We start from the raw sequence: 10,166 nt of genomic DNA on the forward strand, positions 1-10,166 counted from the left end.
CCGGCGGTCATGCAACCGCTCGTCTCCACCGCATGGCTCGCCGATCGTCTGGACGATCTGGGCCTCGTCGTCCTCGACGCCACCTATGTCGCGGTGCAGACCGATCCGCCGCGCGACGAGGCCGCCGAGTTCGCCACCGGCCATATTCCGAGCGCGCGGTTCCTCGATCTGCGTGGCCTGTCGTCGGGGCAGGCGACGTCGCTGCCCGCCGCCGAGAAGTTCGCCGATCGGCTGGGCGCGATCGGTATCGGACCCGAAGACCGGATCGTCCTCTACGACGACTCGCCGCATCGCACGAGCGCGCGGGCGTGGTGGCTGCTGCGCCGCTTCGCGCCGTCGTTGCCGGTCGCGCTGCTCGACGGCGGGCTGGCGAAGTGGCGCGCCGAGGGGCGTCCGGTCGAAGCCGGTACGACACCGGTACAGGCGACGCGCTTCGTCGCCGATCCCGATCTGGCGGCGGTGCGGACCAGGGCGATGGTGCTGGCCACGCTCGACAGGCACCATGAGCAACTGGTCGACGCGCGCTCGCCCGCGCGGTTCGATGGCAGCGAGGCCGATCCGCGCGGCCTGCCCTCCGGCCACATTCCGGGCAGCCGCAACCTGCACTACGCGCGCTTTTTTCAGGCCGACGGGACATGGAGGTCGCCCGACGAACTGGCCGCGCTGTTCGCCGACGCCGGGATCGATCTCGACCGGCCAGTCACCGCGACCTGCGGATCGGGGATTACCGCCGCCGTACCCGCCTTTGCGCTCCACCTGCTCGGCCGCGATGCCGCGCTGTATGACGGGAGCTGGACCGAATGGGCCGCCGACCCCGCCACCCCGAAAGTGACGCCATGAAGCCGACCGACTTGTCCGTATCCCCCGCCACCCGCGCCGTCACCGGCGGCCGTCGCCCCGAATGGACGACCGGCGTGGTCAACGTGCCGGTGTGGCGCGCCTCGACGATCCTGTACGACAGCGTCGCCGACCTGCGCGCGGCGGCGGGCGGCGATACCCATCACCGGCTGTTCTACGGCCGGCGCGGCACGCCGACGCAATGGTCGCTGGCCGAGGCGCTGACCGACCTCGAACCCGGCGCGCACGGCACGTTGCTGTATCCGTCGGGCGTCGCGGCGATCACCACCGCGCTGCTCGCGTTTCTGAAACCCGGCGATCACCTGCTGCTTCCCGACAGTGCCTATGACCCGACCCGCGCCTTCGCGAATGGCATGCTGGCGGCGATGGGGGTGGCGACCACCTTCTACGACCCGATGATCGGCGCGGGAATCGCTGGACTGATGACCGATGCCACCCGCGTGCTGTTCCTCGAAAGCCCCGGCAGCCTGACCTTCGAGGTGCAGGACGTGCCGGCGATGGCGGCGGTCGCGCGGGCGCGGGGGGTGACGACGATCCTCGACAATACCTGGGCCACGCCGCTGCTGTTCCCGGCGATCGCCCACGGCGTCGACGTGACGATCATGGCCTGCACCAAATATGTCGTCGGCCATTCGGACGCGATGCTGGGGTCTGCGACGGTGGTCGAGTCGCACTGGGACCGGTTGCGCCACGCGACCTATCAGCTCGGCCAGCATGTCGGCCCCGACGATGCCGCGCTCGGCGCGCGGGGGCTGCGCACCATGGCGGTGCGGCTGAAACAGCATGGCGAAAGCTCGCTCGCCATCGCCCGCTGGCTGGCTAGGCAGGATGGCGTCGCGCGGGTGCTGCACCCGGCATTGCCCGGCTGTCCGGGGCATGACCTGTTCGTGCGCGATTTCCGGGGCAGCGCCGGGCTGTTCGCCTTCGTGCTCGACAGTGGGAGCGATGTCGCCCGCGCCGCGCTGATCGACGCCCTCGCGCTGTTCGGCATCGGTTATAGCTGGGGTGGCTTCGAAAGCCTCGCGCTGCCGATCGATCCGCAGCGCCACCGCACCGCCACCCGCTGGCAGGCGGAGGGGCCGATGGTCCGGCTCCAGATCGGGCTGGAGGACCCGGCCGACCTGATCGCCGACCTCGACGCCGGCCTCGCCCGGTTCCGCGCGGCGCGATGAACCCGGCGGCGGCATGGCTGGCGGCGCGCGGGGTGCCGTTGCCGGACGCGCCGCAACTGGTCGAGGCGGGCGTGGCGCTCGGCTGCGTCCTGTTGTCGCTCGCGCTCGGCTGGTTCGCCGGGCGGCGGTGGGGGCCGGCGCTGTCGCAAGCATGGGCGAAGCGGGTCGGCGACCATGTCGTCGGCATCGCCCCGCGCATCTGCGACATCCTGCGCCATCTGGTCGCGGTGCTGGTGCTGGCGGTGGTGGCGCAGGTCCGCGACTGGGGGGCGCTGGCCGACATCGTCATCGGGCTGGCGCTGGGCGCGGCGGTCGCGCGGCTGGCGGTGCAGTTGCTGCGCGGCGTCGGCCTTGCCCGCTGGATCGCGTGGACGGTGGCGGCGATCCTGTTCGTCTCGGCATTGTCGGGCGCGATCGGCGGGCTGGGACCGATCACGAACACGCTCGACGCGATCGGCTTCTCGGTCGGGCGACGCCGCCTGTCGCTGCTGGCGGTGGTCAGCACGCTGCTGACCGTGGTCGTGCTCTATGCCGTCGTCCGCCTGACCAACCGTATCGTCGCCCACGGCGTCGCGCAGGCGGGCAGCCTTGATCCGGCGCAGAAGCTGCTGGCGCAGAAGCTGGCGTCGATCGCGATCGTCATCGTCGCGTTCTTCTTCGGCGTCGATCTGCTCGGCATCGACCTGACGACCTTCGCGATCTTTTCGGGCGGGCTCGGCCTCGCGGTCGGCTTCGGGTTGCAGAAAACGGTCGGCAATTTGATCGCCGGGATCATCCTGTTGATGGACCGATCGATCAAGCCGGGCGACGTCATCGTCGTCGGCGACAGCTTCGGCTGGGTCAACAAGATCGGCGTGCGCGCCGTCTCGGTCATCACCCGCGACGGCAAGGAGCATCTGATCCCCAACGAAAATCTGATGACGCAGGAGGTGGAGAACTGGTCCTTCTCCGACCGCAACGTGCGGGTGCGCATTCCGGTCGGCGTCGGCTACGAAACCGACCTGCGCTTGGCACAAAAGCTGATGCTACAGGCGGCGCAGCAGAGCCCACGCGTGCTGCGCAGTCCCAAGCCCAATGTCTGGCTGATCTCCTACGGCGAATATGCCGTCGAGCACGAAATCCTCGCGTGGATCAGCGATCCCGAACAGGGGGTCGGCAATGTCCGCTCCGACGTGCTCAACCGGCTGTGGGATTTGTTCAAGGAGAATGGCATCACCATCCCGGTTCCCCGGCGTGAAGTGATGATCCGTGACGAAATCCGCGTGACGCGCGACTGAGCACCGTTGCGGGGCGAAGCGGCGCGCTTATCTTGAACCACGTGACGACCATCACCGCCCGCATCGCCCAGGGCGTCCGCGCCGTTCCCGCCGACCAGTGGGACGCCTGCGCAGGCCCCGGGAATCCGTTCCTGTCCCATGCCTTCCTCGCCGCGCTGGAGGAATCGGGCAGCGTCGGCGGGCGATCGGGGTGGCAGGCGCTGCCGGTGATCGTCGATGATGCCGACGGTGTCCCCGCCGGGATCGCCCCGGCCTATGCCAAGGCGCACAGCCAGGGCGAATATGTGTTCGACCACGGCTGGGCCGACGCATGGGGCCGGGCAGGGGGCGACTATTACCCCAAGCTCCAGATCGCAGTGCCCTTCACGCCCGTTCCCGGTCCCCGCCTGCTGTTGCGCGACGGGGCACAGGCGAGCGCGCTGATCGCGGGGCTCGAGGCGGTGGTGACGCAGAACGGACTGTCGTCGGCGCACGCCACCTTCGTGACCGACGACCAGCTCCCACTGTTCGAGGCGGCGGGATGGCTGACGCGCGCGGGCACGCAGTTCCACTGGGCCAATCGCGGCTATGCCGGCTTCGACGATTTCCTCGGCGACCTCGCCAGCCGCAAGCGCAAGGCGATCCGCAAGGAACGTGCCGCCGCCGCCCACGGCCTGACGATCCGCCACTTGAGCGGCGACGACATCCGTCCCGACCATTGGGACGCCTTCTGGCGTTTCTATCAGGATACCGGCAGCCGCAAATGGGGCCAGCCCTATCTCACCCGCAGCTTCTTCCCGCTGCTGTCGCAGGCGATGGGCGATCGGGTGCTGCTGATCCTCGCGGAACGCGACGGGGTGCCGATCGCCGGGGCGCTCAACCTGATCGGCGACGATGCGCTGTATGGCCGCTACTGGGGTGCGGTAGAGGAAGTGCCGTGCCTCCATTTCGAGCTATGCTATTATCAGGCGATCGACGCCGCGATCGCGCGCGGCCTCGCCCGGGTCGAGGCGGGGGCACAGGGCGAGCACAAGCTGGCGCGCGGATATACCCCGGTCACGACATGGTCGGCGCATTATCTGCCCGACCCCGGCTTCCGCGCCGCCGTCGCCGATTTCCTGACGCGCGAACGCGCGGCGGTCGCGCAGGAGCAGGAATATCTCGGCGAACTGGCCCCATTCCGGCGCGGATAGGGTTTTCGGTAGAGCGGGCCGGTGCCGCGCTGATCCAGCGGTGCTGGATCAGCCTCCCGGCGCTTATTTTCGCCCGAACATGCCGCCCAGATTGCCGAGCACGTCGCCCAGACCCCCGGTGCCGGTGCCCGTGCCCGTATCGAAGCCGAACAGTTGCGCCAGTTGGCCGAGCGCGTCCGCGCCGCCGATCTCCGACAGGATCGCCTCGATCTGATGGCGCGACACGCCGCTGTGGTCGGCGGCTTCCTGTGCCGGATCGGCATGGTCGGCGAAGCGCGCGAGCAGGCCCATCACCGTCTGCACCTGTTCGGGCGAGATGCCGGCCTTTTCGGCGATGGCGGGCAGGTCGAACCGCCCGGCGAAGTTCAGGGCGTTGTTCAGCAGGTCCATGATATACTCCTGTAAAATCGGGCCGGTCAGTTTCCGCTCGCCGCCATCTGGCGCGGCGCACGACGGCGGGGCCGGGCAAACGGACGATTGCCCAGATCGCTCCACGTCAATTCGGGCGGGGGAACGCTGTGATCGATGCGGAACAGCGCGCTGCGGCCGCTGCGCCATACCGGGATCAGCCCCTGTTCCAGCCGCCGGTCGTACCGGGGCGGACGGATCATCCACACATAATCGAACGCATCGCGCGGGAATTTGTACAGCGCCGCCGCCACCGGCCGCCAGAACTGGCGCGGGCACTGCACGTCGGTGACAAGTTCGGACGGGTCGTGGGCGAAGCCCTTCGCGATACGATAGCGCACCGTCAGCAACTGCCCGCCGGCCATCGACCACTGGTCGTTGGCATAGGCCAGCCGCCGGGTCAGCGCCATGCCGGGCAGATGTTGCAGCCGGGTCATCTTCCATTCGTTGTAGCACGTCTCGCCGACGAAGGTGACGAGCCGGGCACCCACCGGCAGATGATCGAGCGCCGCCAGTTCGCGGTCGTAATCCCGGTCGTAGAGCCAGAAGCTGACGGTGGTCGCCCCGATCCGACCGACGAACAGGGCGAGCCCGATCGCCGCCAGCGTCGCCGCGTTGCGGATCGACACGCCGGGTTTGGGACGCAGCGCGATCAGGCAGATGCCGAAGAGATACGGCACCAGCCGCATGTCGGCATAGGCCGATCCGAACACGATGCGCGGCAGCAGCGCATAGACCGCGATCAGGAACAGCGCGGACAAGCCAAGGTGGCGCGAATAGCCGATGTTCGGGTCGCGCACGCCCTTGAACAGCACCAGATAGAAGACCGCGACCGACGCCAGATCATAGAGCCGCCAGCGATCGCGCAGGCTCATCGTCATCCACTGCATCTTGGCGCGCCAGTTGAACCAGTCGGCGGTCTGCCCGCCGACATGGCCACCCGATCGCCACAACAGCATCAGCAGCGCAGGGGGGGCGAGCACCAGGCAATGGAGCCCGGCGTAAAAGGCGGCGGCGAACCAGTTGCGCCGCTTGTCATGCTCGCGGATCAGCTCGGCCGAGGCGGCAAGCACGCCCAGCGTGCCCCAGCCGAAGGTATGCGTCAGCCAGATCAGCCCGGCTACGGGTACGAACACGACGCCGCGCAGCACCAGCCGCCCCTGCCGCCCCAGCCGCAGCCACAGCGCGAAGGCGTTGAGCGCCAGCGCCATCGACAGCGCGAAATTGGCGAAACCGAAATGGAACGGAAAGCTGTAGACGATCGGCAGCGCGAACAACGCGGTCGGCGGGATGCGGCCATGCACCTCGCGCGCGATCCAGAGCAGCCCGATCGCGGTCAGCGGCGGGATCGTCAGGATGATGAGCTTGACCGCGGGTTCGAGGCCGATCAGCGGCTCGAGCAGCCACACCAGCAGATCGACGCCCAGATTGCCGATCAGGCTCCAGTCGAAGTTGTACCATTGGTGGAACCACGGGGCCTGTCCGGTGTCCCACAATTGCTGGACGCGATACCGGCCCATATGGCCGGGCAGGTCGACCATCGGCGGCACGTCGGGCCACAGCAGCGGCACCATGGCGAGGAACGCCATCGCCGCCACGAACCACCGCGTCTGCCACCACAAGCGGCGATCGGTGCCTGACTCCAACAAACTATCCCCCGGTTGCCGTCCCATCCCGTCCACCGCGATACGGCGGGACGGGGCGGTTTAGCAAGGGAGGGGGATGGATTTGCGCCATGCCGTCTAACACGGCGCAAATCCATCCGGGATCAGCGGTCGCGGCGGCCGAGCAGGCGCAGGCGCAGCGCGTTCAGCTTGATGAAGCCCGCCGCGTCGCGCTGGTCGTACGCGCCCTGATCGTCCTCGAACGTCACGACCTTCTCGCTGTAGAGCGAGTTGGGCGAGCGGCGGCCGATGATGTGGCACCCGCCCTTGTACAGCTTCAGCCGGACTTCGCCCGACACCTTGAGCTGGCTGTGGTCGATCGCCGCCTGCAGCATCTCGCGCTCGGGGCTGAACCAGAAGCCGTTGTAGAGCAGCTCGGCATAGCGCGGCGCCAGTTCGTCCTTCAGATGCGCGGCACCACGGTCGAGCGTGATCTGTTCGATCGCGCGGTGCGCGGCGTGGAGGATCGTGCCGCCCGGCGTTTCGTACATGCCGCGCGACTTCATGCCGACGAAGCGGTTCTCGACGAGGTCGAGGCGGCCGATGCCATGCGCCCGGCCAAGGTCGTTCAGCTTGGCGAGCAGCGTGGCAGGCGACATGCCTTCGCCATCGACCGCGACCGCATCGCCGCGCTCGAACGCGATGGTGACGATCTGGGGCGTGTCGGGCGCGTCCTCGGGGCTGACGGTGCGCGAGAAGACGTACTCGGGCACTTCCTCCCACGGGTCCTCGAGCACCTTGCCCTCCGACGAGGTGTGCAGGAGGTTCGCGTCGGTCGAGAACGGCGATTCGCCGCGCTTGTCCTTGGGCACCGGGATCTGGTGCGCCTCGGCAAAGGCGATCAGCGCGGTGCGGCTGGTCAGGTCCCATTCGCGCCACGGCGCGATCACCTTGATGTCGGGCTGAAGCGCGTAATAGCCCAGTTCGAAGCGGACCTGGTCGTTGCCCTTGCCGGTCGCGCCATGGCTGACGGCGTCGGCGTTCACCTGACGCGCGATTTCGATCTGGCGCTTGGCGATCAGCGGCCGCGCGATCGAGGTGCCGAGCAGATACAGCCCTTCGTAGAGCGCATTGGCGCGCATCATCGGGAACACGAAGTCGCCGACGAATTCCTCGCGCAGATCGTCGATGAAGATATGCTCGGGCTTCACGCCCATCAACTCGGCCTTCTTGCGCGCCGGCTCCAGCTCCTCGCCCTGGCCCAGATCGGCGGTGAAGGTCACAACTTCGCAATTGTAGTTCTGCTGAAGCCATTTGAGGATGACGCTGGTGTCGAGCCCGCCCGAATAGGCGAGCACGACGCGATTGATGGGGTCGGCCATGCGAAGGCTCCTTGTGCAAAGGGGACGTTTGCCGCGCGCCTAGGCGAGCCGCGCAGCGGGCGCAAGAAATGCGTGTAGCCTTGAGGCCGTCGGCTGCGTCAGATCCCGGCGTACCAGTCGTAGCCGGCGACATCCTCCCAGAAGCCGCCCTTGCCCCCGGCGATGGGGCCGAGCGATGCCACCGCCTCGATCCGCTCGACATATTTGGCGTGTTTATAGCCCAGTTGCCGCTCGACCCGCAGCCGCAGCGGCGCACCATTGGGAATGCCGAGCAACCTGTCGTTAAGCGCCCACGCAAGGATCGTCTGCGGGTGGAAGGCGTCGATCAGGTCGATCGATTCATAATAGCGCCGCCCGCCGATCGCATCGGCGCAGTGGAACACCAGATAGCGCGCCTGTGGCCGCAGCCCGGCGAGATCGAGGAGACGCGACAGCCGCGGCCCGGTCCATTTGCCGATCGCGCTCCATCCCTCGACGCAATCGTGCCGCGTGATCTGCTGGCGCGACGGCATCTGCCGGATCTGGTCGAGCCTGAGCGACACCGGCCGGGCGACGAGCCCGTCGACGACTACCCGCCAGTCGGCGAAGCGGTTGGCGGCATGGGCGTTATACCCGGGCGTGTTCGGGTTGTTTGTGCCGTTCGCGCGAAAGACCGGCGAGCGCTGGTCCGCCGAATATTCGACCGCCAGCGCATCGCGCGCGGTGATCGCGCGCTGGAGGCCGCGATGCACGTCTTCCGCCCCGCCGAGCAGCGTCTGCGCGGTCGGCAGTTGCGCCACCCGGTCGCAGGCGGCGAGCAGCCCACCGGCCCCGACGACCAGCGCCGAGCGACGCGAAACCAGCCGGCTCATCGTGGCACCCGCCACCAGCCGGTCAGCATCGATCGCACCTCGTTCACCGCGCCCGCGAGGATCACCAGCACCAGATGGACGATCACGAACAGCGTGATGCCGCCGGCCGCAAGGAAATGGATCGACCGCGCCGACTGCCGCCCGCCGAGCAGGTCGAGCAACCACGGGAACGCCGCGTTCAGCCCCGGCGACATGGCGATACCGGTCGCGATCACCAGCGGCAACAGCCCGAACAGCACCAGCGCATAGCTGAGTTTCTGCAACACGTTATAGTCGCCCGGTCGTTCGGGATCGTGGAAGCGGAACGCCAGATGCGCCTTCACGTCGGCCATCAGGTGCGCGCGCGACAATTCGCGTGCCCGGATCGTCAGGTCGCGCTGGAAATGGCGGTTGAGCAGGCTGACGATCATATAGGCCAGCAAGCCGAACCCCAGCACCAGCGCGAAGCTCAGGTGCCAGTTGCGCGCCAGCGCCAGATTATAGGTCTGCGGGATCGTCACCCAGCCGGGAAACCGGTCGAACGTGATCCACGGCGCGTCGAAATTCGCGCCATAGCGCCCCCAATAGAGCCGGGGGTGGGCGTTCAGGATCATCAGCCCGCTGCCGATCAGGATGACGATCGCCACCGCATTGACCCAGTGCCACAACCGGGTGGCCAGCCGGTGGCGATAGACGGTGCGTGCGTTCATCGCCGCATCCTATCCGCCCTGCCACGCGCTGCGAAGGGGCTTGCACGCTTCGTCCGCCTCGTGCGTTGGGGCTGCATGACCGACTTCCATTCCTATGTTCCGGCCGATGGCCATGGCCTGCCGCACGATCCGTTCAACGCGATCGTCGCCCCGCGGCCGATCGGCTGGATTTCCAGTCTTTCGGCAGGCGGCAAACGCAATCTCGCGCCGTACAGTTTCTTCAACGCCTTCAACTATCGCCCGCCGATCATCGGCTTCGCGTCGACCGGGGCCAAGGACACGCTGGCGAACGTGCGCGAAACGGGCACGTTCGTGTGGAACCTCGCCACCCGCGCGCAGGGGGAGGCGATGAACGCCACCTCGTCGACGACCGACCGCGACGAGTTCGCGCTCGCCGGGCTCGACACGCTGCCCTCGGTGGCGGTGGCGCCGCCGCGTGTCGCCGGGTCGCCGGTGCAGTTCGAATGCCGCCTGACCCAGATCGTGCAACTGACCGATGCGGCCGGCGGCGCGATCCCGACATGGCTGGTGCTGGGCGAGGTCGTCCACGTCCATATCGACCGGTCGCTGCTTGACGACGGTGTCTATCAAACGGCACGCGCCCGCCCGATCCTGCGCGGCGGCGGCGCGGGCGATTATTTCGAGGTTGGCGAGGATGCCAGGTTCGTCATGGACCGTCCGCGCTAGGCCGTGTCTGCATTTGGAGGATTTTCAATCGTCGGTAGTTCTGATTCAAGGCTGGCGAAGGAGCCT

10 protein-coding genes are annotated in these 10,166 nt (G+C 68.0%); 5 read left to right on the plus strand and 5 right to left on the minus strand.

Features of this window, described 5'->3' with window-relative positions:
• Nucleotides 1-9 precede the first annotated feature (9 nt).
• The 4 genes from ASE78_RS04425 to ASE78_RS04440 are packed head-to-tail and all read left to right on the plus strand — an operon-like array spanning nt 10 to nt 4,479.
• Nucleotides 10-840 carry a sulfurtransferase gene (locus tag ASE78_RS04425; RefSeq protein WP_056493805.1) on the plus strand — a complete coding sequence of 277 codons (831 nt, stop codon included), beginning with the start codon at nt 10-12 and terminating at the stop codon, nt 838-840.
• The gene (gene metC, locus ASE78_RS04430; RefSeq protein WP_056493808.1) at nt 837-2,030 is read left to right on the plus strand and encodes a cystathionine beta-lyase; all 1,194 of its coding nucleotides are present in this window, start codon (nt 837-839) and stop codon (nt 2,028-2,030) included. Before ASE78_RS04425 ends, metC begins: the two co-directional genes overlap by 4 nt.
• The gene (locus tag ASE78_RS04435; RefSeq protein WP_056493811.1) at nt 2,027-3,307 is read left to right on the plus strand and encodes a mechanosensitive ion channel family protein; all 1,281 of its coding nucleotides are present in this window, start codon (nt 2,027-2,029) and stop codon (nt 3,305-3,307) included. The genes metC and ASE78_RS04435 overlap by 4 nt, the downstream gene beginning before the upstream one ends.
• A gap of 41 nt (nt 3,308-3,348) precedes the next feature.
• The gene (locus ASE78_RS04440; RefSeq protein ID WP_056493815.1) at nt 3,349-4,479 is read left to right on the plus strand and encodes a GNAT family N-acetyltransferase; all 1,131 of its coding nucleotides are present in this window, start codon (nt 3,349-3,351) and stop codon (nt 4,477-4,479) included.
• Nucleotides 4,480-4,542: 63 nt separating this feature from the next.
• On the opposite strand, the gene ASE78_RS04445 is transcribed toward ASE78_RS04440, so the two are convergent.
• The 5 genes from ASE78_RS04445 to ASE78_RS04465 form a co-directional block, all read right to left on the minus strand.
• Nucleotides 4,543-4,869, minus strand: a complete 327-nt coding sequence (locus ASE78_RS04445; protein WP_056493818.1) for a hypothetical protein — start codon at nt 4,867-4,869, stop codon at nt 4,543-4,545.
• Between the two features lie 26 nt (nt 4,870-4,895).
• On the minus strand, nt 4,896-6,533 hold the full coding sequence (locus ASE78_RS04450; protein ID WP_414886727.1) for a hypothetical protein: 1,638 nt from the start codon (nt 6,531-6,533) through the stop codon (nt 4,896-4,898).
• Nucleotides 6,534-6,655: 122 nt separating this feature from the next.
• Complete coding sequence (locus ASE78_RS04455; RefSeq protein ID WP_056493821.1) at nt 6,656-7,873, minus strand: argininosuccinate synthase; 1,218 nt, start codon at nt 7,871-7,873, stop codon at nt 6,656-6,658.
• A gap of 98 nt (nt 7,874-7,971) precedes the next feature.
• The gene (locus ASE78_RS04460) at nt 7,972-8,724 is read right to left on the minus strand and encodes a molybdopterin-dependent oxidoreductase (RefSeq protein ID WP_056493824.1); all 753 of its coding nucleotides are present in this window, start codon (nt 8,722-8,724) and stop codon (nt 7,972-7,974) included.
• On the minus strand, nt 8,721-9,413 hold the full coding sequence (locus ASE78_RS04465) for a cytochrome b/b6 domain-containing protein (RefSeq protein WP_056493827.1): 693 nt from the start codon (nt 9,411-9,413) through the stop codon (nt 8,721-8,723). The genes ASE78_RS04460 and ASE78_RS04465 overlap by 4 nt, the downstream gene beginning before the upstream one ends.
• A gap of 75 nt (nt 9,414-9,488) precedes the next feature.
• On the opposite strand from ASE78_RS04465, the gene ASE78_RS04470 reads away from it, so the two are divergent.
• Entirely contained in the window at nt 9,489-10,100 is a 612-nt protein-coding gene (locus ASE78_RS04470; protein WP_056493830.1) for a flavin reductase family protein, read from the plus strand.
• Nucleotides 10,101-10,166: the final 66 nt, after the last annotated feature.

This window comes from Sphingomonas sp. Leaf25 (assembly GCF_001421635.1).
GTDB lineage: Bacteria > Pseudomonadota > Alphaproteobacteria > Sphingomonadales > Sphingomonadaceae > Sphingomonas.